The sequence below is a fragment of the Microbacterium fluvii genome, assembly GCF_025515205.1.
GTDB classification, from domain to species: Bacteria; Actinomycetota; Actinomycetes; order Actinomycetales; family Microbacteriaceae; genus Microbacterium; species Microbacterium fluvii.
This window is the reverse complement of record NZ_JAOPFX010000002.1, coordinates 177,594-197,799: the sequence shown is the minus strand read 5'-3', so window position 1 is coordinate 197,799 and position 20,206 is coordinate 177,594. Positions and strand designations below refer to the sequence as shown.

Genomic DNA, 20,206 nt, shown 5'->3' with positions numbered 1-20,206 from the left:
GCTCAGGCCGCCGGGGCCGCCTCGCCCGAGCACGTGAAGCGCGCACGGTAGGCGGTCGGGGTCATGCCGAGCACCCGGGCGAAGTTCTGCCGCAGCACGGCGGCCGAGCCGAAGCCGCTCTCATACGCGATCGCGTCGAGACCGAGATCGGTCTGCTCGAGCAGCCGCTGCGCCTGGATCAGCCGCTGCCGGCCGAGCCAGGCCGCCGGCGTCGCCCCGTGATCGGCCTTGAACCGGCGGGCGAAGGTGCGAGGCGACATGTGCGCCTTGGCTGCGAGCTGGTCGACGGTGAGGTCTTCGCGCAGGTGCTGCAGCATCCAGTCGGTCACCGGCGCGAGCGACTGGCTGCGCACCTCGGCCAGGGGCTTCGTGATGAACTGCGCCTGCCCGCCGTCTCGCTGCGGGGGCACCACCATGCGGCGGGCGATCGTGTTGGTCATCTCGGCCCCGAGCTCCTGCCGCAGCAGGTGCAGGCACGCGTCGAGCCCGGCCGCGGTGCCGGCGCTCGTGATGATGCGCCCGTCCTGCACATAGAGCACGTCGGGGTCGACGTCGATCGCCGGGTACATGCGCGCCATCAGATCGGCGTACTTCCAGTGCGTCGTCGCGCGACGCCCGTCGAGGATGCCGGATGCCGCCAGCACGAACGATCCGCTGCAGACGCTGAGCACCCAGGCACCGCGCTCGGCCGCGCGTCGCACGACGCCCGCGACCCGCGTATCGACCTGCGACCAGGTCGACCGCGGAATCGGGGTCACGACGACCAGGTCGGCCTCGTCGGCGAAGGCGAGGTCGTTCTCGACGTTGATCGAGAACGCCATGTTGCTCTCGATCGCGCCAGGCTCGGGCGCCACGATGCGGAAGTCGAAGGGCGGAATGCCGTCGTCGGAGCGGTCGAGCCCGAAGGCCTCGCAGGCCAGGCCGAACTCGAACGGCGAGAAGCCGGGCTGCACGATGACGGCGACCGATTCCATGGGGGTTCCTCCGCGAGGTCGAGGTGGCAGTTTTCCGTTGTTTCCTGTCCATCCTGCCACTCGTGGCAGTTTCACCGCAAGCGTAGCGTTCCTGCCATGGTCATTCTTCTTCTTCTCAGCGCCCTCGCCCTCGCCGGGCTCCTCGCGACGATGACCGGTCTTCCCAAAGACGGCTACCGTCGCATCCCCACCGATCGCACGCGGCTGCCCTGACCGCAGACCCGCCGGCTCAGCGGCCGAGGGCGCGCGCGTAGATCTCGACCATCGCCGCCGTGCGCGACGACTGGCGGAACCGCTCGCGGATCGTCGGATCGACCGCCGGCACCGCGCCGGCGGCGATGTCGGCCACCGCGGTCCGCAGCGCCGCGGCCAGAGCAGGCACCGAGGGGTCGGCGACCTCGGGCGGCGCGTCGCGCTCGCCCCCGACCGCCCAGAACCCCCGGCCCAGCTCCCGGGCGATGTCGGGGTCGCTCACGACCGCCGGCGTCCCCAGCGATGCGGCCTCGAACGGCGTCATCCCCTGCGTCTCGAAGCCGATCGAGGTCTGCACCACGGCGTCGGCGGCGTGCAGGGCGCCGAGCACCTCGGCATACGGCATCCGCCCGGCGAAGAAGACGGATGCGGTCGGCTGCAGCCGTTCGACCAGGCGCTGCGCCGCGCGCAGCTGGCCGCCGCCTCCGATCACCTCGACGTCGGCGTCGATGCCCGCCAGCGCCACCGCCTCGAGGAAGGGCAGCAGGCGCTTCTCGGGGCTCATGCGCCCCACCCACACGAGGCGCGGTCTGCCCGCATCACGTGGCGTGCCGGCCAGGGCCGCCTCGAGCAGCTCGTCGTCGATGCCGTTCCAGACCACATCGACGCCGCCACCGGCCGGCACGGCGCCGTGCGCCTCGAGGCGGCGGGCGAAGTGGGCCGAGGGAGCCGTGACGGCGGCGGAGCGCTGCGCGAGCCGGCGCAGGTACGCCCAGCCGTCGGTTCCGCCGGTGGCGTCGCCGAGCGCGCGCCGCTCCCAGGCGTTGAGCACGCGCAGCACGAGCCCGGGGGCAGGTGCCACCGCTTCGATGCCCACGTCGACGCGGTTGTGCATCGTGTGCACCACCGGCAGCGCGTGCCGCTGGGCGAACCGGTGCCCGATGTAGGCGCCCCAGAAGTCGGCCTGCACGTGCACGAGGTCCACCGGCGGCCGCGCCGCCATGAGGGCGTCGAGCGTGCGATCGGTGCGCCGCCCCGGCCAGGTCAGCGAGTACTCGCGGTCGAGCGTGATCGGCACGGACGGAAGGTCGACGTAGGCACCCGCCGCTTCGACAGGCTCAGCGACCGCTGCCGCGCGCGCGCCGTGCATGCGCGGGGCGACCATCGTGACGACGTGCCCCTGCTTCTCGAGGAACCGCCGCTGCAGCCGCATCGAGACCTGCGCGCCGCCGAGCGACTCGACGTGCTGATCGCCGAACATCACAACGTGCACGGCGGGCTACTCCGGCAGGGGTTCGTCGCGGTACAGCGCTTCGAAGGTCTCGAGGGTGCGCGTCATGTCGTGCACCTTCACGCCCTCCAGCGACGCCTGCTGCATGCGCAGCCGCTCTGCCGGCGCCGCCGTCAGCACCGTCGTCAGCTTCGCGACGAGGTCGTCGACGTCCCCCGGCTCGAACAGGTAGCCGTTCTCGCCGTCGTGCACGAGGTGGGGCAGCGCGACGGCGTCCGCGCCGACGATCGGCAGACCGGATGCCATGGCCTCCATCGTGGCGATGGACTGCAGTTCGGCGATCGAGGCGATCGCGAACACGCTCGCGCGCGTGAGCAGCCCCCGCAGCTGCTCGTCGGTGGTGTGTCCGTAGAACGTGACGCGGTCGGTGAGACCGAGCTCTTTCGTGAGCTGCTCGAGGTTGCGTCGCTGGTCGCCGTTGCCGACGATGTCGAACGTGGCATCCAGCGCGGGGTCGAGCTTCGCGAGCGCCCGCAGGATCACGTCGATCTGCTTCTCGGTGGTCAGCCGCCCGACGAACACGATGCGGTTCGCCTCTCGCGGGGTGAGATCGGCGGTGTAGTCGGAGGCCTCGATGCCGCAGCTGACCGGCAGCACGCCGCGGATGTCGACGGTCGCCTCGAGGAAGTCGGCGGCCTTGCGGGTCGGCGTCGTCACGGCGCGCGCCATCGACAGCGTGCGCTCGGCGTCGGCCCAGGCGAGCTTGAGGATGGTCTTGTTGAGGAACGACGGCAGTGCCGTGAAGTCGAGCACGTTCTCGGCCATCACGTGGTTGGTCGCGATGATCGGGATGCCGCGCTTGCGCGCCTCGCGGGCCAGGCCCCGGCCGATGACGATGTGCGACTGGATGTGCACGACGTCGGGTCTGACCTCGTCGAGCGCCTTGCGGGCGTAGTGCTTCGACATCCACGGCAGCACGAAGGTGAGCCAGTCGTGCGGGTACCAGCGCCACGACGGCAGGCGGTGCATGATCACCTGCCGCCCTTCGATCGTCTCGGTGAAGACGCCGTGGTTGCGGTGTCCGGCGCTGGGGGCCATCACGTGCACGTTGTGACCGCGGCCGACAAGGCCCGCGGCGAGTCGCTCGGCGAAGCGGGCGGCGCCGTTGACGTGCGGCGTGAAGGTGTCGGCGCCGATGAGCACCGTGAGCGGGCGCGCCTGCTCGGCGGGCGGGAGGTCGGGGGTCGCGGGGGAAGTCACGGGATCGGTGGCTGCCTATCTCTGCGGCGGCCCGGCGCGGTGTGCGGGGCCGCCTCAACTCTACCGGAGGGCCCGCCGGAGCGACCGAGCACAGCGGCGCGCCAGCATCCGCGCCTACCCTGGAGACATGCCGCGCCTGCACGCCGACGCCGACCCGCTCCACTGGGTGCCGATCACCGGCTCGTTCGGCTGGCGCGGTCGTCGCCATCGCAAGAAGGCGATCGGGATGCTGCTGTCCCAGGCGGGCGCCGCGATGGGCGCCTCGCCCCGCCCCGGCGGCAGCTTCGCCGCGTGGGCGATGAGTCAGGCCGCGCCGGCGCTCATCCGCCGAGCCGACGGCCGGGTGCTCGTGTGGGTGTGGAAGGACGACCCCGAGCTGCTGGTGGCGATGGCCCAGCTGCAGCAGCTCACCCCGCAGCTGCGGGCGGCGCGTGCGGCGATGCCGATCGAATACGACGACACCGAGAGCTTCCGCGGCACTCACCTCGGGGTCGGCGAGAAGCTCGCCATGCCGCTGCCGCCGGCGCACGACGGCGCGACGCCCCCGCCGTTCGCGACCTACACGTGGGACACCGGCACCCACCTGGTGACGCTGACGGCCGTGTGCGGCGACCGCGAGCGCTTCGGCACCGTGATCGGCGGCGTCGACGAACTCGCCCGGTCGCTGCGCATCGTCGACGATCTGCCGCTGGCCGAGTCGGGCGACGTGCTCCGGCTCGATCCCGCCTGACGGCGACGTCGGCGCCCTCAGGTCTTGAGGTCCTGCTGGGGCACGACGATCTCGCGGATGATCAGCAGGATCGACGCCATCACCGGCAGGGCCACGAGCACCCCGAGCACTCCGGCCAGCGCGCCGCCGACCATCGCGCCGATCAGCACGAGGGCCGCGGGGATCGAGACCGCACGGTTCATGATCCGCGGGCTCAGCACATACGACTCGAGCTGGATGTATACGAGGTAGGCGAGTGCGAACGCGAGCGCCTGCCCCGGCGAGCTGAACAGCGCGATCGCCGAGGCCAGCACCCAGAAGATCACCGAGCCGAACAGCGGGATCAGCGTGATGACGAAGGCGACGACCGCCATGAGCGCGGGGAAGGGCAGGCCGATCACGAGGTGCAGCACGAGCACGGCGGCGGCGTTGAGCGACGAGAGGATCACCGAGCCGATCAGGGCGCTGCCCACCGACCCCGTGATGCGCTCGGTCATGTCGGCGAGCCTGGACCTGCGGCGCGCGGGGGCGAGCGAGTACATCGCCCGCTTCATCGCATCGAGCGACGCGAGGAAGTAGAGGGTGAGGGCCACCACGATGAAGCTCGCCGAGATGCCGCCGACGATGCCTGCGCCCACTGCCAGCACGCCGCCGCCGATCACCGCGAGGGTGGCAGGGTCGGCGATCCATGCCGAGAGCTCCGCCGCGCAGTCGATGACGAACGCCTGCCCGTCGGGAGTGAGCGACTGGAACCACGCCGACTGCGGGACGCCGGCGAGGGCTTCGGGGATCGTCTCGACGAGCTGCCCGATCTGAGCGAGCACCGACGGCAGCACGAAGACGAGGAAGGCGACCATGAGCAGGGCGAACGCGCCGAACACGATCGCGATGGCCCCGCCCCGCTTGATGCCTCGCCGCTCCAGCATCCGCACGATCGGGTCGAGCCCGAGAGACAGGAAGAGCGCCAGCACGATGTAGACGATGATCGTCGAGATCTGCCCGATCGCGCTCCCGATGACGAGGGCCCCGAGCACCCCGAGCGTCGCCGCGAAGGCCGAGACCATCGGCCGGTCGATCGCGGTGAGCACGCCGGCGAGGCGGCGGTGGGATGCCGCGTCCTCCGCCGCGCGATCCGGCTGCACGGCCGGCACCGGCGCGGCGCCGGCGCCGTCTTCGCTCATGCCCTCACCCTGGCGGCCCCGGCGGCCGCCCACGTCACCCGGCATGGACGATCTCGCCTGGGTCGAGCAGGTCGAGCTCGTACGCACGGCGGATCGCCTCGTCTCGGGTCGCGACCCCGAGCTTGCGGTAGATGTGCGCGAGGTGGGTCTTGACGGTGTTGCTCGAGACGAAGCAGCGCGCACCGACCTCGGCGACGGTCAGTCGGGTCGGCAGATACACGAGGATCTCGCACTCGCGCGCGGTGAGCGGTTCCAGCAGCGGCTCCGGTGCGGCCGCGGGCGGCGCCCCGAGCGGCCGGCCGCCGAACAGTCCGAAGCGGGTGCCCGCGCCGCCGCTCTGCGCCCGGAGGCTCCGCAGCGCGCGATCGACGACCGAGGGCGGGGGCCCGGGGGGCGTCTGCGCGGCGGGCGCATCGCCGTCGAGGGCGATCGCCTCGGCGATCAGGTGGGCGATCCACTGCAGCTGCGTGCGGTTGTTCGCCGTCGCGCACCGCCACCCTTCGGCGAGGTCGGCCGCGGCGGAGGCGTGCGCTCCGCGCTGAGCGGCGATGACCGATCGCGCCAGGAACGCATCGGCCGGCGCGGGATGGCCGGGGGTGGTCACGTCGCGGCCGATCGCCACGGCCTCCTCCGCCAGCGACTCCGCCTCCAACAGGTGCCCCGCGAAGGCGTCGACGAGGGCCAGGCTGCCGAGGGCATGGACCCGATACGGCAGGTAGTCGGCGGCATCCGTCTGCAGTCCCGTGCGCAGCGCGACGCGTGCGGCGTCGAGGTCGCCCTGGAAGAAGCGCGCCCGCCCCAGCGCCACCCACGCGACCATCTCGAGGTAGGGGCGGGCGGTGAGCCCGAGCAGGTCGGGGGTCTGCGCATCGGGGAAGGCTGCCAGCTCGGCGAGCGCACGCTCGGCGGCCGCCACGAAGAACTCGGCGTCCGGCAGGAACTGCACGCACACCGCGCGGTAGGCGAGTGCCGCCTGGCGTTCGCCCTCGCCGAGCCCGTCGGAGGCCAGCGCCCCGCCGAGCACGTCGATGCACGTCGCCGCGTGCCCCGCCATTCCCTCGGCGATGCCACGGAGCACGTCGGACACCGGGCGCTTCGCGCGCGCGTCTGCGGGCACGGCACCCAGCCACCGGGCCAGGCGCGGCGTGCGCACGGCCTCGTAGACGTCGCGCCCCGCAGCCAGCAGCTCATCGAGCACCTGATCCCACGCGTGCGCGCGGAGGAGGCATTCGACGGCGGCGTCGCGGTCGCCGTCGCGGCGGTGCCACGCGGCGGTGCGCAGCAGCAGCTCGCGCTCGAGCGCGGGATTCCCGGCGCGCAGCCGGTACGTCAGCAGATCGCGGAAGAGGCGGTGGAACCGGTAGACGCCCGGCTGCCCGGGCACCGGGGCGAGGAACATCGACTCGCGCTCGAGGGCTTCGAGCAGGCCCGCGCCGTCGGGCACCCGCGCCACCTCGCTCACGAGCGGACCGGTGAGCTCGTCGGGCACCGCGAGCCGCACGAGCGCCCGCAGGCGCTCGTCGGGCAGGCGGTCCATCACCTCTTCGCCGAGGTAGTCGACCACGAGCCGATCGGTCTCGGCGATCGCCTCGACGAGCTGATCGGGGTCGCTGTGGTGGCGCAGCCCCAGCGCCGTCAGCTGCACACCGGCCGCCCATCCCTCGGTGCGCTCCATCACGGCGGCGAGCGCCTCGGAGGCCACTTCGACGCCGCCGATGCGCCGGATCACCTCGGCCGCGACGTCGGAGTCGAAGGCCAGCTCGCGCTGACGCAGTTCGACCAGGCCGTGCCGCAGGCGAAGCCCGCTCCACCCCAGTCGCAGATCGACGCGCGACGAGAAGACGAAATGGATACCGGGAGGCAGCAGGTCGACGAGCCGCCAGAGATCGGCGAGCACCTCGGTGCCGCCGAGGTGGTGGAGATCGTCGAAGACCACGACGAGCGCGCCCGCCTCGGCGAGGCAGTCGGCCAACTCGTGCAGGAAGGGCTCGCCCAGCCGCCCCACGACCGAGGCGACGGGAACGCCGGGGAGGGCGAGCGACGGCACGGCGGCGCGGAGGGCGTCGATCAGCCGGTCGGTGAACTCGATCGGGTCGGCGTCGCCGCCGGTGATGTCGACCCAGGCGACCGGCATCGCCCCGAGAGTCGCGGCCCACTGCGCCAGCAGCACGCTCTTGCCGGCGCCGACGGGGGCGACCAGCAGCGACAGCGGAGCCTCGAGGCCCGCGTCGAGCGCGGCGCGCAGGGAGGGGCGGTCCACCGCGTGAGCCGGTGGCCGCCGGGGCACGGCAAGAGGCGGCATCCTGGGAATCCCTCCGCTTTTCCCGAATCATTCCACACGGGTGAGGCGGGGCGCGATGACTCCCGTCACAATCGCGACAGGGCCGACGACTGCGACGGGCAGCCGTGATGACCGAGATCCGGGGGGTCGGCGCATGGAATCTCACCTCGTCGAGATCGTCATCTCGGGCCGGCTGGGCACAGACCTCAGCGCCGCCCTCGGAGGCTTCGACCTGCAGCCGATCGACGACGGGCGCACGAGGATCGTCGGCCCCGTGCCCGACCAGGCCCGGCTGATGGGCCTGCTCGACATGCTGGCGGATCTGCACATCGACGTGCTCTCGTTCCAGCGGCTCGACGGCGACGAGGCTTTTCACCCGGCCGGGGTGACGCTCGACGATCCGCCCCGCTCCTAGCGTGAAGGTGCCGGCACTCCGACCGGCACGCTCGACGATTGGTCAAACAATGGATCTGTGGTCCTGGATCGCCTGGTTCTTCTGGTGCTTCGTCTTCATCGCCTATCTGATGGCGCTGTTCTCGATCCTCAGCGACATCTTCCGCGACAGCTCACTGAACGGCTGGCTCAAGGCCGTGTGGATCATCTTCCTGATCTTCGTGCCGTTCCTCACGGCCCTGGTCTACCTCATCGCCCGCGGCGACGGCATGAGCCGGCGCAGCATGGCGCAGGCGCGGGCGCTGCGAGAGGATCAGGACGCCTACATCCGCGCGACGGCGGGCTCTGGCAGCTCGATCGACGACATCGCCAAGGCCAAGACGCTGCTCGACAGCGGCGCGATCTCGCAGGCCGAGTTCGACGCCATCAAGGCCAAGGCTCTCGCCTGACAGACAGGAGTGCGCTGTGGCTACGTTCACATTCGGCCCCGTCGAGTTCTATCTCGTCGCCCTCGAGGGCGACAGGCCGGCACCCGACGTCTTCGAGGCGCTCGCCGACCTGATCGCCGACGGCACGCTGAGACTGCTCGACCTGCTCATCATCTCCAAGGACGAGGCGGGCGAGGTCACCGTCACCGAGATCGAAGACGAGACCGACCAGTACGGCTTCGGCACCGTCGAGCTCGCCGCCGAGGGCCTGGCCGGCGACGACGACGTGGACGAGCTCGCCGAGCTCATCCCGCCGGGCACCTCGGCGATGCTCGCGGTGCTCGAACTCGCCTGGGCGACCAAGCTCGCCGAGCGCGTCGCCGCCTCCGGCGGCCGCGTGCTCAGCGTGGAGCGCATCCCCGCTCCCGTCGTCAACGCCCTGGTCGACTCGGTCGTCGATAGCGAGGAGGAGGAATCATGATGAGAAGAGGGGGCCGGCCCGGCCTCATCGGACTCGCCGCCCGTACGGCGGTCGTCGCCGGTACGGCCAACGCGGTCAACGCCGGCATGTCGAATCGACGCCAGCAGCAGGCTCAGTCGGAGTGGGAGCAGCAGCAGTACGCGGCTGCTCAGCAGCAGGCGCAGATGCAGGCCGCCGCCCAGGCCGCGGTCGCGCAGGCCGCTCCCCCGCCTCCGCCGCCCGTGCCGGCGGCATCCGGGGTCGACGTCGTCGCCGAGCTGCAGAAGCTCGCGGCGCTGAAGGATGCCGGCGTGCTCGACGACGCCGAGTTCGCCGCCGCCAAGGCGAAACTGCTCGGCTGATCCACCGCAGAGGGGCCGCACCGGCGTTCAGCGCGGGTGCGGCCCCTCTGCGCGCGCATCCTGCCCCAGCACCGCGGCGCCGCGGATGAACACGATGATCCAGCTGAACACCAGCACGCCGGCCACGAGCTCCACGGCCGTGAGCGTGTAGTAGCCGACGGCATAGAGCACGCCGAGCACGACGATGGCCGCCAGGAACAGCAGGCCCATGAGAAGGAACGGCCGCGACAGCCCGGGCATCCAGTGCGACAGCCGCACGACCAGCACGCCGTAGGCCACGACCATGCCCGAGGCGACGGCCGTGTGGATCCAGAAGAACCTGTCGACGGGGAACACGCCGACAAGGCCCAGGAACACGCCGATCATCACGAGACACGTGCGGATGCTGCGCCCTCCCGTGCCGACCACGTTCGGCAGCGCGCGCGTCGTGTAGCGGGCGAGGGTCGTGACGATGACTCCCGCGACGATGAGGGTGAGGTTGAAGGCGAGCGCGGAGATGTCGTCGGACATGCCGAGGGCGCTCAGATGCTCGTGCCACCACAGCGGGTCGCTCGCGGTCAGCATGCTCGCCGTGATGCCGAGCACCAGGAAGACCGCCAGCACGACGGCCAGGAGCTGCAGGTCCATGTGGGTCGCAGAGAAGAAGGAGAGGTAGGCGGTCACGGCGGCGGTCGCACCGGCCAGGGCGAGGGTCGGCAGGGCGAACACCTCGGCGTCGACGAAGGCCTCGGCCATGATGTCGGCCACCAGCAGCCACGCCAGCAGCGCGATGACCCCGTGGGCGAAGGCGAGCGCCGCGACATCGAGATAGTCGAGCGGACCGAGCGGCCGCGGCCCCTCGCCTCGGCGGTTCAGCACGAATCGGCCGAAGGCGAAGGCGCCGATGCCGACCACCGCCGACGCGATCGCCGAGAACTGCCCGACCGATCCGTGGCCCGAGATGGGGGTCGGCTCCAAGCCGAAGACCAGCAGGGCGGCAACGGCGCTGAGCACGAACGCCACCGCGCCGACCCCGAGGGCGAGCGACTCCAGAGACTTCTCTGTTCGATCCGCGATCATCGCCGAGAGGGGGCGCAGCCCGCGACCGCCCGATCCGCCGTTCACGGCGGGCCTCCGGCATCCGATCGGTGCGCTGCCGCATGGTCGCCCGACAGCCAGCGCAGCCAGCGCGTGTTCGGGTCGCCCTCCAGCACGAGAGCCCGCACCAGCAGCGTGAGCGGGATCGAGAGGATGGCACCCAGCGGGCCGATGATGAACGTCCAGAAGATCACCGAGAAGAAGCTCAGCGTGAGACTCAGGTTGACCGCATGGCTGACGAACTTGGGCTGGATCAGCACCTGGAGCGTGACGTTGACGACGCAGTAGATGGCGATGACGGCGAGCATCATCGGCCACCCGCCGACCACCAGCGCCAGCACGGCGGGCGGCACGAGCCCCAGCACGAACCCGATGTTGGGGACGAAGTTGGTGACGAACGCGAGGATCGCCCAGATGGCCGCCCCCGGAATCTGCAGCCACCACAGCGCGAGACCGTCGATGATCGCCACGACCGCGCCGAACGAGGCGTTGACGACGTAGTAGCGCCGCACTCCGCGGTTGAAGGAGTCGAACCGCGCCATCGCCGGTCGCACCCGCGGCCCGAACGAGCTCTCGGCGCGGGCGTAGCGCGAACCGTCGGCGGCCATGAAGATCACGTAGGCGAGCACGAAGAAGAACGCGGTCAGCACGTTCAGCGCTGTGCCTCCGAGCGACGTGACGACGGCGAGGATGCGGGTGGGCTCCAGCAGCGTGGCGGTCGCGCCGGCGAGCTGCGAGTCGAGGCCCAGAGAGGTGAGCCACGCCATGACCTCGTCGGCCGTGCCCCGCAGATCCCCGGCCATATCGGCCACGAGTCTGCCGAACTGCACACCGGCGAACACGAGCAGTGCGGCGAGGATCGCCAGCACGACGTAGGCCACCACGATCACCGCCGTGGTGGCAGCCCAGCGCGGCCAGCCCGCGCGCTCCAGCGGCCGGCGCACCGGATGGCAGATGATGACGATCACGGCGGCGAGGGCGAGCGGGCCCACCAGCTCACGGGCGAACGAGAGCCCGGCCAGCACGACGACCGCGGCGGCGAGGCCGAGGAGGATGCGCAGCGACGGCGACAGCACAGGGGCGGGGGCCGCCGGCGGTGGGACGGGGGCGACGCGGCGCCTCATGAGGCGACCTGCGCCTTCTCGTGCGGCGCCGGATGCACGACGAGCTCGGGCGCCTTGGTCACCAGCAGCCACACCGGCAGCACGATGATGCACAGGAGGGCCAGCACCGTCACGTCGCCGACCAGCACGACGCCGATGAACATCGCCATCCAGCCGTCCTTCGTGGCGGCCAGGGTGATGCCCATCACGCCGCAGGCGACCGCCAGCGCGATCGGGATGCCGGGGATCAGCGCGTAGCCGAGCAGGCCCAGCGCCGTCCCGATGAAGACCGCGGGGAAGATCCGGCCGCCGCGGAATCCGGCGCTGGCCGCCACCAGGAGCGCGACGACCTTGACCCCCGCGAACAGCGCCAGCTGCCCCGCCGAGTAGGCATCGGGGTGGGTGAGCAGCTCACCGGTCTCGTTGAGTCCCTTGAACAGCGTCAGCGGCCCTCCGATGATCCCGAGCACGCCCAGCACGGCGCCGCCGAGCGTCGTGAAGACGATCGGGTGCTTCAGGGAGTGGAACGCACGGTGCAGGTACGGGAACAGCCATGCCGCGAGGATGCCGACGCCGGCGGAGGCGGCCGCCACGACGAAGCCGAGCACGAGGTACATCGGCTGGATCTCGCCCATCGGCTCGAGGGTGAACGCGATCGATTCGCCACCGAGCAGGTGCATCGTCACAGCGCCCGCGCCGGCCGCCGCCAGCGGCAGGAACAGCTTGTCCCACAGCGAACCCGGTCCGCGCATCGCCCCGACCGTGCCGGTGAGCACGAGAGCCGCGGCCACCGGGGTCGCGAACAGCGCGCCGATCGTGCCCGAGATCGCCAGCAGGATCACGAGCTGAGGCGGGAGAACCTTCGACATCCCGGCCAGCAGCGTCACCGCAAGCGCCGAGTTGATCGCGATGATCGGGTTCTCGGGGCCCAGGCTCACGCCGCCGGCGAGGCTCAGTGTGACGGCGATGACGATCGAGGGCACCGCGAGGATCGGCGGCGGCGGCGCGTTGAGTTCGACCGTGGCGGAGTCGACGCCGCCGCGCCCCGGCGCGAACTGCACGACGGCGCCGACGAGCAGTCCGACCGCGGTGAGCACGACGAAGATCCACCAGGGCGTCGTGCTGCTCGCACCGAACTGCGCCGGCAGCGTGTCCCACAGCCAGTGCTGCAGACCGTGGGCCAGCATGTCGATGACCCACAGCACCAGCGCGCTGCCCGCGCCGATCAGCAGCGCCGGCACCGAGGCGATCAGCATCGCCCGCACTCCTGGGCCTTCGGTCGTCGCCTCCGCCGCAGTCATGCGTCCTCCTTCTCGGCCGTGCCGTCGCCCGGTTCGCCCAGCCGCCGGGCGAGATCGTCGATCTGCCGTGCCACGGCGCGCAGCTGCCCCCTGGTGGAGGGCTCGTCGTCGTCGCGGCCGAGGGCCGCACGTTCGATGATCCACGACGACAGCGTCGCGGTCACGACGCCGACGACGGCGATACCGCTGAGCATGAGGCCGACCGCGACCGTGCGCCCGATCATCGTGACGGGATAGAAGTCGCCGTAGCCGACGGTCGCGAGCGTCACGAACGCCCACCAGATCGCGTCGCCGAAGGTGTCGATGTTGCCGCCGGGAGCGCGGCGCTCGACGTCGAGCACGATCAGGCCACCGAGGTAGACCAGCAGCAGCGCCGCTCCCGCCCCGTAGATCGCGATGCGGGTGCGCAGCGCTGTGCCCGCGCTCCGGCGCAGCCCGGGCGCGAGCGTCATGAACTGCAGCAGGCGCAGGGCCCGCAGCATCGGCAGCGCGACCACCAGCAGCTCCCAGAGATGCCCGCGCACCCAGGAGAGATGGCCGCCGCTCTGCACGAGCCGCACGACGTAGTCCACGACGAAGAACACCCAGGTGACGCCCATCACCGCCAGCGCCAGTGTGCGGTCGGCGCCGACCGGAACCGCGATCACCGACCACGAGTAGGCCACGAGCCAGGCGAACGACGCGAGCAGCATCGGCCAGTGGATGGCCTGCTCCCAGCGTGCGCTGCCTTCGCCGCTCATGGGAGCACTCTAGGGCGCCCGCATGCGCCGCACAGGAAGCATCGCCGCGCCGCGCCCCGCGCGGGAGGCGACGCGACGCCCGCGCGGGTGCGAGGATGACGGCATGACGGATGCTGTCGACCCGATCTCGGCGACCTGGGTTCACCCTCCCGAGCCCGGCACTCTTCGAGAGCTCGGGCGCCGCGCCCGGCAGAACGCGCCGCGGGGCACGCTCGCCCGGCGCACCACGACCGACCGGGATCCGCTCGGGATCATCGACCGTCAGAATGCGTCGAGACTGCAGGAGCTGCTGCCGCTGCGCACGGAGCGCATGTCGCAGAGTCCGTTCGCCTTCTACCGCGGCACCGCGGCTCTCATGGCGGCGGACCTCGCCCGCGACCCGCACACCGGCATCCTGGTCGCCTCCTGCGGTGACGCGCACGTGGCCAACTTCGGGTTCTACGCCTCGCCGCAGCGCACCCTCGTCTTCGACCTCAACGACTTCGACGAGTCGGCCTGGGCGCCGTGGGAGTGGGACCTCAAGCGGCTCGTGACCAGTGTCGTCGTGGCGGGGCAGGCGACCTCACGCGATGCCGGCGTGATCGAGACCGCCGCCCGGGAAGCGGTGGCCACCTATGCCGGCGCGATCGAGACCAGCGCGCAGCTGAGTCCGACCGAGCGCTACTTCGCCCACTTCGATCTCGAGTCGGTGGTGCGCGGCCTCGACAAGAAGTCGCGCGCAGCCATCACCGCCGCGATCAAGGATGCCCAGAAGCGCACCGGCGAGCGCGCCGTGCGCAGACTCACCAGGGCGAACGAACACGGCAGGCTGGTATTCGTCGAGACTCCGCCGACGATGGTGAGGTTGAGCGATCCCGAGGTGCTCGCGCGCCTCGAGGGCAACGTGGGCGATTACCTCTCCAGTGCCCAGGTCGACATCCGCACCGTGCTGTCGAACTACGTCACCAGCGATGTCGCCCTGCGTGTCGTCGGCGTCGGCAGTGTCGGCACCAGATGCTTCCTGGTCGCCTTCCAGGACGGCGCCGACAACGCCCTGCTGCTGCAGGCGAAGGAGGCGAACCAGAGTGTGCTGGTGGAGTACGGCGGCATCCGCCAGCCGGCCGCGCTTCAGGCCGAGATCGCACACGGTGGACAGGGCGCCAGGGTCGTCGCGATGCAGCGGGTGCTGCAGGCCTACTCCGACCCGTTCCTCGGGAGCGTCAGGGCGGCGCTCGGTGACATCTATGTGCGGCAGTTCCATGACATGAAGGGCGGCGTCGACGTCGAGGCGCTCGACGACCGCGCTTTCGTGACCTACGCACAGGCCTGTGCGGCCATCCTCGCCCGCGCGCACGCGCAGTCGCCGAGCGCATCGCAGGTGGCCGGATACATCGGCAAGGGGCACACTCTGGGCGACGTGTTCGTGGACTGGGCGCTCGCCTACGCAGACCTGTCACGATCGGATTTCGAGGCGTTCCGCGCGGCGAACAAGGTGCTTGACTGACCTCCGAGCCCCGATCAGGTTGGACACCGATGCGCACCGACGCCGCCCAGTACCCCCGACGCCGCCGTCTCGCCGCGGCGACCCTCGCCGTGGCTCTGGCCGCCTCCGGCGCGGTCGCACTCACGCCCGCATCGCCCGCCGCTGCTGCCTATCCCGACAGCCTCAACCCGTTCGCGATGAACGGCGGCTTCACCGTGTATGCCCGCGAAGACCTCGTGATGGCCAACGACGAGACCGAGGGATCGCTCGCCGCGGGCGGGGTCGCGCGCACGTCACAGGCAGAGAGCGACCAGTACACGATCATCCACGTCTCGGCCGGCACCGCCGACTACACGCTGCCCACGGTCGACGGCGACCCGACGCGCCTGCTCGTCGGGTCGTACTCGCCGGCCAGCAACGGCATCCTGGCGATCACGAGCGCCGGAACGTCCGACCCGACGCTGCAGGGCGATCTGAAGATGGTCGAGCGCACCGGCCCGTGGCAGGCCGCGGCGCGCGCCGACTGGCTGCGCCTGAACCTCGACGCATCGACCGTCGATGCGACGCCGCTGATCGACGCCACGGCGCAGGATTACCCGGCGAATGCCGCGCCCCCCGCATCCGCGACGGGAGACGGCAGCATCTACACGTTCGACACCTCCGCCACCGCCGTCGCCGACTACGTCGAGGCGAACGCGGAGGCGACCTACGACCAGGCCAAGCAGTGTCTCGACGATCTGGCCTTCACCGACGTCGGCCATCACGTGGGGGTCGCCGAAGACGTGGGCAGCCGCGTCGTGCTCGAGCCGCTCAGTGCCGACCAGCCCAACGTCGTCGACTATGAGGACATCGCCGGCACCGCGCTCATCCAGTTCTCCCCCGGCCCGACGCCCGGCGTCGTCAACCCGCTCGTGATCCGCGTCACCGACCCCACCACGACGACCGTGATCGGGGCGAGGGCCGACCCGCAGGGCGCCTATTCGCCCTACATCTTCTGGGATCTGTCCGAGCTCACCGGCGACGTCGCGGTGGCGGCCGCCGAAGCGCGGATCGACGGATCGATCTACGCCCCCGACGCGGATGTGACGATCACCGCCGCACCGCTGGACGGTCAGGTGCTCGGGCGCGACGTCACGCTGCAGGGCGGCGAGGTGCACTCGTTCCTGTTCGCCGGAACGCTCACCTGCGAGCCGACCCTCGGCACCTTCTCGATGCGCAAGGCGCTCGTCGGCATCGACGACGACGAGCTGCCCGACGGCACGACCTTCACGGTCAATTACACCGCGACCGAGCCGGACGGCACCGTGTACTCGTCGTCGCTCGAGCTGCCGGCCGGCGGCACGACGGTAGACGCGGGGGTCGACTTCCCGATCGGCACCGAGGTGACCTTCGCCGAGATCGAACCGATCTCGGTGCCCGGGTACACCTGGACCGACGTCGAGATCACGCCATCGCCGATCACCATCGGCGACGAGCCCCAGCTGGTGACGGTGACCAACACCGCCGAGGCCGACCCCACCGGCACCTTCTCGGTGGCCAAGGAGGTCGAGGGCGTAGCCCCCGGCGACCTCCCCTCCGGCGACGTCACGGTCGCGTGGGCGGCCGCGTTCGAGGGAGGGTTCGTCGGCACCGGCACCCTCGACGTTCCGCTGGACGGCACGCCCGTCGACGTCGGCGATCAGTTCCCTGTGGGCACCCGCATCCTCCTCGTCGAAGACCGCACGACGCTGCCCGATGTGCCGGGGTACGACCTCACGGGTGTCTCGTGGAGCCCCTCTCGGATCGTCGAGATCACCTCGGGCGGGCAGAACGTGCTGGCCACCGTGACCAACACCTACGCACCCGAGGGGGTCGGCCGCACCATCACGATCGTCAAGTCGATCGGCGATGCGAGCATGGCCGCCTTCGACTACACCCTGTCGTACGGCGCAGCCCCGTCGGCCCTCACGACCGTGCCGCTTCCGATCGATGCGCCGGCCGAGCTCACCGGCGTCGACCCCGCAGCGGATGTGCTCTATCTCGCCGAGGAGGTGCCCACCAACGGCGGCACTCCGGTCGATGTGAGCGGGTGGGCGGAGCCCGTCATCACCGTGACGACCGGCACCGGTTCCACCGATTACCCGGCGCCTTTCGGCGAGCCCGTCGAGGTCGACCTGCCCACCGACGAGGGGGCGATCACGATCGAGGTCGCCAACTCGCTGCGGCAGGGCACGTTCACCCTGCAGAAGGAGTTCGAAGGCATCTCGGGCGAGAACCTGCCCTCCTCGATCGAGTTCACCGTCGCGTGGGAGGCGACGCTGCCCGACGGCAGCACCGTCGACGGCGTGCTGCGGCTGCCCGCAGACGGCACGCCGGTGGGACCGGTGGACGCCGCCGGTGATCCGCTGCAGTTCCCTTACGGCACGGTCGTCACTTATGAAGAGCTCACGGCACCCAACGTGCCCTTCCTCCGCTGGGGCGCCCCCGGCTACTCCTCGTCGAGCCTGGTCATCGGCACCGGCGGCGAGGGCACGGTCGATGGCACCGTGACCAACGACGCCTCGTTGATCACGGGCACCTTCCTTGTGTCGAAAGACCTCGTCGGCATCAGCGCCGACGAACTGCTCGACGACACGTTCACGGTGACCTACACCGCCTGGAGCCCCAGCTCGGGGGTCACCACCGGAACGTTCGAGCTGCCGGCCGACGGCACGGCGGCGGGGCCCCTCGACGGCGACGGGATGCCCGTGCGGTTCACGGTCGGCACGGTCGTGCGCCTCGAAGAGGTGACTCCCGCAGAGTCCGCCCTCCCCGACGACTACAACTGGGGCGAGATCGTCTGGACGCCCTCGAACTTCCTCGTGATCCGCGCCGGCGAGACCGCCGAGGCGACCGTGACCAACTCGGTGGAGCAGCTGACCCGCTATTCGATCGTCAAGCGGGTCGACGGCCCGCGGGCCGACGCGGTGCCCGCCGGCACGACCTATCCGGTCGACTGGTGGCTCGACAGCGAACCGCAGACCCACCTCGAACTCGAGCCGGACATCGTGCTGACCAGCGACTGGATTCCGGTCTCGTCGATCGTCGAGGTGGAGGAAGGCGACCTGCCCGACGTCGACGGCGTCTCGTGGGGGGCGCCGACGTGGACTGTCGACGGTCAGGTGCTCACGCCGGAGCCCGACGGCAGGGTCGTGATCCCGAACGCGGCGATCAACGACCAGTCGCTCGTGCGGATCACCCTCGTCAACACGGCCGACACCGCACCCACGCCGGACGACCCCGACACAGCGCCCGACGATCTCGCCGGCACCGGTGGCGGCGGCGTCTCGCCCCTCCTGCCGCTGGCCGCCCTCGGGCTGATCGTCGCCGGCATCGCGGTGACGGCGCAGCGGATGCGGCGGGCCGGGCGACTGCAGGGCTGACACGCGGCTCGGATCGGACGCGCGGGCCGGCACGCGTCGGGACGCGGGCGCGACAGCATCCGCCCCCCGCGTGTCGACTCAGTCGTCGTCTGGCTGCTCTTGGCCCTGCTCGATCGTGTGCCGGGGGCGCCACAGCACGACCTCGGTCGCGCGGCGCACCCGCACGCCGTGGCGGAGCGGAATGACGCCGCCGCTGGCACCGGCCGCGAACACGCGGGCGCCGGGGCGGCGCTCCATCTCGGTGCGCACGCGCTCTTCGAGGTCGCGCACCCGCAGGTGCAGCTCGCGCACACGCCCCTCGAGCTCGAGGATGCGCGAGATGGCCGGAAGCCCCATGCCCTCGGCCGACATCTTGGCGACCTCGCGGAGCTGCCCGACGTGGCGCAGCGAGTATCGGCGCGATCCGCCGCGGGTGCGGTCGGGCACAACGAGGCCCAGCCGGTCGTACTGCCGCAGCGTCTGCGGGTGCATGCCGGCGAGTTCCGCGGCCACGGCGATCGCGAAGATCGGCGCGTCGTCGTCGATCGGGCTGTCACTCATCGATGCCACCGCCCCTCCCGCAACCCGCCTGAGATCAGGAGATCTCGCCGGGGCAGGTCGTTTCGCCGCGGAACCTCCTGTGTCGGCGAGATCTCCTGATTCGAGCGCATGATGTCAGCCTCGGGCCTTGCTCATGAGGTCGGCGCGCGGGTTCTCTTTGGGCTCGAGCTGCTGGAACTGCTCGAGCGCCTCGCGGGCGCGCTCGTCGAGGTGCGACGGCACGGCGATCTGCACCTCGGCGAGCAGGTCGCCGGTGCCCTTGGCCGTCTCGACGCCGCGCCCCTTGACGCGCAGCACGCGCCCCGAGGGAGTGCCGGGGGCGACCCGCAGCTTCACCGGGTCGCCCCCGAGCGTCGGAACCTCGATCGTCGCACCCAGAGCGGCCTCTGTGAAGGTCACCGGCACGGTGACCCGCAGGTTGAGGCCGTCACGGGTGAAGACCGGATGCGGCCGCACCGCGACCTGCACGACGATGTCGCCGGTCTCGCCGCCGTCGGGCGACGGGCGCCCGCGGCCGCGCAGCCGGATCTTCTGCCCGTCGGAGACCCCCGCGGGGATCTTGACCTTGAACGGCTTGCCGTCTTCGCCCTGCAGCGTGATCGTCTCGCCCTTCGTGGCGGTGAGGAAGTCGATCGTCGTGCGGGCCGTCACGTCGGCACCGCGCTGCGGGCCCCCGTAACCGCGGAATCCGCCGGTGGACTGGCCGAAGCGGCCGGAGCCGAAGCCGCCGCCCTGCTGCTGGTTGAACATCGCGAAGATGTCGTCGAAGTCGGCGCTCTCGGTGCGCCCGCCGCGGGCCCCGCCGAAGCGGCTGAAGACGTCTTCGAAGCCGCCGGCGCCCTGGCCGCCCGCCGTGAAGCGTGCGCCGGAGCCCATCGCCCGGATCTGGTCGTACTCCGCCCGCTGCTCCTTGTCGGAGAGCACCGAGTACGCCTCGCTGACCTCCTTGAACTTCGCCTCCGCGCTCGCATCGCCCGCGTTGGAGTCGGGGTGATACTTGCGCGCCAGCTTGCGGTAGGTCTTCTTCAGGTCGGCGTCGGAGACGTCTTTGGAGACCCCGAGCGTCTTGTAGAAGTCCTTGTCGAACCAGTCCTGACTGGCCATGGATGCT

18 protein-coding genes are annotated in these 20,206 nt (G+C 71.2%); 7 read left to right on the top strand and 11 right to left on the bottom strand.

Annotation, left to right across the window (positions count from 1 at the left end; genetic code table 11):
• Positions 1-2 precede the first annotated feature (2 nt).
• From OAW74_RS09595 to OAW74_RS09585, 3 genes are all read right to left on the bottom strand, one after another.
• Entirely contained in the window at positions 3-974 is a 972-nt protein-coding gene (locus tag OAW74_RS09595) for a GlxA family transcriptional regulator (RefSeq protein ID WP_262874138.1), read from the bottom strand.
• Positions 975-1,203: 229 nt separating this feature from the next.
• Entirely contained in the window at positions 1,204-2,439 is a 1,236-nt protein-coding gene (locus OAW74_RS09590; protein WP_262874137.1) for a glycosyltransferase, read from the bottom strand.
• Positions 2,440-2,445: 6 nt separating this feature from the next.
• Positions 2,446-3,657, bottom strand: a complete 1,212-nt coding sequence (locus OAW74_RS09585) for a glycosyltransferase (protein ID WP_262874136.1) — start codon at positions 3,655-3,657, stop codon at positions 2,446-2,448.
• A gap of 127 nt (positions 3,658-3,784) precedes the next feature.
• On the opposite strand from OAW74_RS09585, the gene OAW74_RS09580 reads away from it, so the two are divergent.
• Entirely contained in the window at positions 3,785-4,387 is a 603-nt protein-coding gene (locus tag OAW74_RS09580; RefSeq protein ID WP_262874135.1) for a hypothetical protein, read from the top strand.
• Between the two features lie 17 nt (positions 4,388-4,404).
• Here OAW74_RS09580 and OAW74_RS09575 read toward each other — a convergent pair whose 3' ends face one another.
• Positions 4,405-5,547 carry an AI-2E family transporter gene (locus tag OAW74_RS09575; RefSeq protein ID WP_262874134.1) on the bottom strand — a complete coding sequence of 381 codons (1,143 nt, stop codon included), beginning with the start codon at positions 5,545-5,547 and terminating at the stop codon, positions 4,405-4,407.
• Between the two features lie 34 nt (positions 5,548-5,581).
• Positions 5,582-7,807, bottom strand: coding sequence for a LuxR C-terminal-related transcriptional regulator (locus OAW74_RS09570; protein WP_262874133.1), 2,226 nt, complete (start codon positions 7,805-7,807; stop codon positions 5,582-5,584).
• Between the two features lie 175 nt (positions 7,808-7,982).
• Here OAW74_RS09570 and OAW74_RS09565 point away from each other — a divergent pair, with 175 nt between their 5' ends.
• The 4 genes from OAW74_RS09565 to OAW74_RS09550 are packed head-to-tail and all read left to right on the top strand — an operon-like array spanning position 7,983 to position 9,471.
• Positions 7,983-8,243 (top strand): hypothetical protein, encoded by a 261-nt coding sequence (locus OAW74_RS09565; protein WP_262874132.1) that lies wholly within the window; start codon positions 7,983-7,985, stop codon positions 8,241-8,243.
• Positions 8,244-8,292: 49 nt separating this feature from the next.
• Entirely contained in the window at positions 8,293-8,670 is a 378-nt protein-coding gene (locus tag OAW74_RS09560; RefSeq protein WP_262874131.1) for an SHOCT domain-containing protein, read from the top strand.
• A gap of 16 nt (positions 8,671-8,686) precedes the next feature.
• Positions 8,687-9,130, top strand: coding sequence for a DUF1269 domain-containing protein (locus OAW74_RS09555; protein WP_262874130.1), 444 nt, complete (start codon positions 8,687-8,689; stop codon positions 9,128-9,130).
• Positions 9,127-9,471, top strand: a complete 345-nt coding sequence (locus OAW74_RS09550) for an SHOCT domain-containing protein (protein ID WP_262874129.1) — start codon at positions 9,127-9,129, stop codon at positions 9,469-9,471. Before OAW74_RS09555 ends, OAW74_RS09550 begins: the two co-directional genes overlap by 4 nt.
• A 27-nt stretch (positions 9,472-9,498) precedes the next feature.
• Here OAW74_RS09550 and OAW74_RS09545 read toward each other — a convergent pair whose 3' ends face one another.
• The 4 genes from OAW74_RS09545 to OAW74_RS09530 are packed head-to-tail and all read right to left on the bottom strand — an operon-like array spanning position 9,499 to position 13,692.
• A complete protein-coding gene (locus OAW74_RS09545; RefSeq protein WP_262874128.1) occupies positions 9,499-10,575 on the bottom strand; it encodes a DUF998 domain-containing protein in 1,077 nt (358 codons plus the stop codon).
• Positions 10,572-11,672 (bottom strand): AI-2E family transporter, encoded by a 1,101-nt coding sequence (locus tag OAW74_RS09540; RefSeq protein ID WP_262874127.1) that lies wholly within the window; start codon positions 11,670-11,672, stop codon positions 10,572-10,574. The genes OAW74_RS09545 and OAW74_RS09540 overlap by 4 nt, the downstream gene beginning before the upstream one ends.
• Positions 11,669-12,952 carry an ion channel protein gene (locus OAW74_RS09535; RefSeq protein WP_262874126.1) on the bottom strand — a complete coding sequence of 428 codons (1,284 nt, stop codon included), beginning with the start codon at positions 12,950-12,952 and terminating at the stop codon, positions 11,669-11,671. Before OAW74_RS09535 ends, OAW74_RS09540 begins: the two co-directional genes overlap by 4 nt.
• Positions 12,949-13,692, bottom strand: a complete 744-nt coding sequence (locus OAW74_RS09530) for a potassium channel family protein (RefSeq protein WP_262874125.1) — start codon at positions 13,690-13,692, stop codon at positions 12,949-12,951. The genes OAW74_RS09535 and OAW74_RS09530 overlap by 4 nt, the downstream gene beginning before the upstream one ends.
• 103 nt (positions 13,693-13,795) lie before the next feature.
• Here OAW74_RS09530 and OAW74_RS09525 point away from each other — a divergent pair, with 103 nt between their 5' ends.
• Together OAW74_RS09525 and OAW74_RS09520 are read left to right on the top strand one after the other, a co-directional pair.
• Positions 13,796-15,175: a DUF2252 domain-containing protein gene (locus OAW74_RS09525; RefSeq protein WP_262874124.1), complete on the top strand. Its 1,380-nt coding sequence runs from the start codon at positions 13,796-13,798 to the stop codon at positions 15,173-15,175.
• A 29-nt stretch (positions 15,176-15,204) separates the two neighbouring features.
• Positions 15,205-18,555, top strand: a complete 3,351-nt coding sequence (locus OAW74_RS09520; RefSeq protein ID WP_262874123.1) for a DUF5979 domain-containing protein — start codon at positions 15,205-15,207, stop codon at positions 18,553-18,555.
• A 78-nt stretch (positions 18,556-18,633) separates the two neighbouring features.
• Here OAW74_RS09520 and OAW74_RS09515 read toward each other — a convergent pair whose 3' ends face one another.
• Together OAW74_RS09515 and OAW74_RS09510 are read right to left on the bottom strand one after the other, a co-directional pair.
• Complete coding sequence (locus tag OAW74_RS09515) at positions 18,634-19,095, bottom strand: heat shock protein transcriptional repressor HspR (RefSeq protein WP_262874122.1); 462 nt, start codon at positions 19,093-19,095, stop codon at positions 18,634-18,636.
• Between the two features lie 114 nt (positions 19,096-19,209).
• A complete protein-coding gene (locus OAW74_RS09510) occupies positions 19,210-20,199 on the bottom strand; it encodes a DnaJ C-terminal domain-containing protein (protein WP_262874121.1) in 990 nt (329 codons plus the stop codon).
• Positions 20,200-20,206: the final 7 nt, after the last annotated feature.

What these genes read in the sequence shown, in the direction of transcription:
- OAW74_RS09560 (WP_262874131.1), top strand. Translation starts at nt 8,293, where the DNA reads ATGGATCTGTGGTCCTGGATCGCCTGGTTCTTCTGGTGCTTCGTCTTC.
- OAW74_RS09580 (WP_262874135.1), top strand. Translation starts at nt 3,785, where the DNA reads ATGCCGCGCCTGCACGCCGACGCCGACCCGCTCCACTGGGTGCCGATC.
- OAW74_RS09540 (WP_262874127.1), bottom strand. Translation starts at nt 11,672, where the DNA reads ATGAGGCGCCGCGTCGCCCCCGTCCCACCGCCGGCGGCCCCCGCCCCT.
- OAW74_RS09595 (WP_262874138.1), bottom strand. Translation starts at nt 974, where the DNA reads ATGGAATCGGTCGCCGTCATCGTGCAGCCCGGCTTCTCGCCGTTCGAG.
- OAW74_RS09520 (WP_262874123.1), top strand. Translation starts at nt 15,205, where the DNA reads ATGCGCACCGACGCCGCCCAGTACCCCCGACGCCGCCGTCTCGCCGCG.
- OAW74_RS09550 (WP_262874129.1), top strand. Translation starts at nt 9,127, where the DNA reads ATGATGAGAAGAGGGGGCCGGCCCGGCCTCATCGGACTCGCCGCCCGT.
- OAW74_RS09530 (WP_262874125.1), bottom strand. Translation starts at nt 13,692, where the DNA reads ATGAGCGGCGAAGGCAGCGCACGCTGGGAGCAGGCCATCCACTGGCCG.
- OAW74_RS09510 (WP_262874121.1), bottom strand. Translation starts at nt 20,199, where the DNA reads ATGGCCAGTCAGGACTGGTTCGACAAGGACTTCTACAAGACGCTCGGG.
- OAW74_RS09535 (WP_262874126.1), bottom strand. Translation starts at nt 12,952, where the DNA reads ATGACTGCGGCGGAGGCGACGACCGAAGGCCCAGGAGTGCGGGCGATG.
- OAW74_RS09575 (WP_262874134.1), bottom strand. Translation starts at nt 5,547, where the DNA reads ATGAGCGAAGACGGCGCCGGCGCCGCGCCGGTGCCGGCCGTGCAGCCG.
- OAW74_RS09525 (WP_262874124.1), top strand. Translation starts at nt 13,796, where the DNA reads ATGACGGATGCTGTCGACCCGATCTCGGCGACCTGGGTTCACCCTCCC.
- OAW74_RS09565 (WP_262874132.1), top strand. Translation starts at nt 7,983, where the DNA reads ATGGAATCTCACCTCGTCGAGATCGTCATCTCGGGCCGGCTGGGCACA.
- OAW74_RS09515 (WP_262874122.1), bottom strand. Translation starts at nt 19,095, where the DNA reads ATGAGTGACAGCCCGATCGACGACGACGCGCCGATCTTCGCGATCGCC.